Origin of the sequence: Porcipelethomonas ammoniilytica (assembly GCF_025567485.1) — a bacterium.
Taxonomy (GTDB): Bacteria; Bacillota; Clostridia; order Oscillospirales; family Ruminococcaceae; genus Porcipelethomonas; species Porcipelethomonas ammoniilytica.
On sequence record NZ_JAOQKH010000053.1, the window covers coordinates 1 to 1,327 of the forward strand.

3 protein-coding genes are annotated in these 1,327 nt (G+C 34.3%); all 3 read right to left on the reverse strand.

Annotation, left to right across the window (positions count from 1 at the left end; translation table 11 throughout):
• Positions 1 to 278, reverse strand: a 278-nt coding sequence (locus OCV67_RS12990) for a hypothetical protein (protein WP_147644363.1), incomplete at its 3' end; no start/stop codon positions are given.
• A 153-nt stretch (positions 279 to 431) separates the two neighbouring features.
• Positions 432 to 824 carry a hypothetical protein gene (locus tag OCV67_RS12995; RefSeq protein ID WP_147644364.1) on the reverse strand — a complete coding sequence of 131 codons (393 nt, stop codon included), beginning with the start codon at positions 822 to 824 and terminating at the stop codon, positions 432 to 434.
• Positions 825 to 1,029: 205 nt separating this feature from the next.
• Complete coding sequence (locus OCV67_RS13000) at positions 1,030 to 1,218, reverse strand: hypothetical protein (RefSeq protein ID WP_147644365.1); 189 nt, start codon at positions 1,216 to 1,218, stop codon at positions 1,030 to 1,032.
• Between the last annotated feature and the right edge of the window lie 109 nt (positions 1,219 to 1,327).

The following is a 1,327-nucleotide window of genomic DNA, read 5'->3' on the forward strand; positions in this document are numbered from 1 at the left end:
ACAGTCAAAATAGCTACATCAAATGTTTCTTCATTTAACAGCATTTCTTTTATGTATTTTTTGGGATTAAAGCTTGAACATTTGTTAAATATCTTATCGTTAACAACTTGATAACAATTAGTATAATCAACTTCACATAACGTATAACCTATACCTTGATTTTCAGCACCGTTATTAAGTAGATCCCTTGTAAAATCCACAATATTATCCTTTATCTCATCTTCACTGCTGAAGCCTGACTCTCTCACATCAACATCAATTACAATATTTATCCTCATTTTTTATTCCTCCCATTTTTTGGTTTATATTCTTTGAATTCACATTTGCCATTTCGTTTACGGCAATAATATTCACGATCGTCTGTTTTCAGCGTATAGCAATGCCGACATTTTAAACATTTTTGTAACCAATCCGGTAATTCTTCCATTATTCTAAACTGCCTCCACTAATTCTATAATCTTATTGTTTTTAATAAAGTGTGATTTCATTGATCTGACTGACTTCCAATAGGGTTCATACCAATCATAAGAGGATTCTTTCAGAATTTTCTCTCTAAAATCTTTTTTCTCACGCTTCAGACTTTTTTTCTGCTTGGAATTCAGTAAAGATTTGGTATGCTTCTGATAAAATTTGCGGCGAATTTCACAGTCCTGACTAATCCATTCTACTTTAATTTTTCCATCAACATATACTGCAAGACAATAATGCAGCGGCTTTTCCACAACGCACATTATTGTTATATCATAGCCGTCTATTTTAAATTCAACTCTGCCGTATGGACTTGATAAAGCATCCTCAACCATCTTCCAATCTTCTGGTGTCATTTTTTGTCCTTTCCATTCGCCATTGGCGAATTATTTTTATGTATAAAATATTTTAATTTTGAATAAAATAATTTACAACCGGAGGTGTTAAAATGTCTGAAAAAGAAAAACAAAACAAGAAAACAGCTGGTAATAATCAGTGGACAAGCACTCACCAGAAAAGCAAACCTGATACCCGTGAACGTCACGACGGTCCGGGAGGAAATTAACAGATTCCCTGTGAAAACAGGGAATTTTTATTGGGTTTGTATATATGATCTGTACACTCCTTCATACTTTCCTGTATTTTCTCTTTACGCCGTCTGCGAATACTGTTGTAAATAATATGCTTCACACAATTGTCATGACACGCCGGATATCTTGCTACACAGTTCCGGCATGGATTCTCAATCATAATTTATCGCTTCCCTTCAATTCGCCAATGGCGAATTATTTTTAAGCACTGCCTGAATTCGGCATCTCAACGCCACATGAAAACCGTTTATGTGATGACATTTTAATCC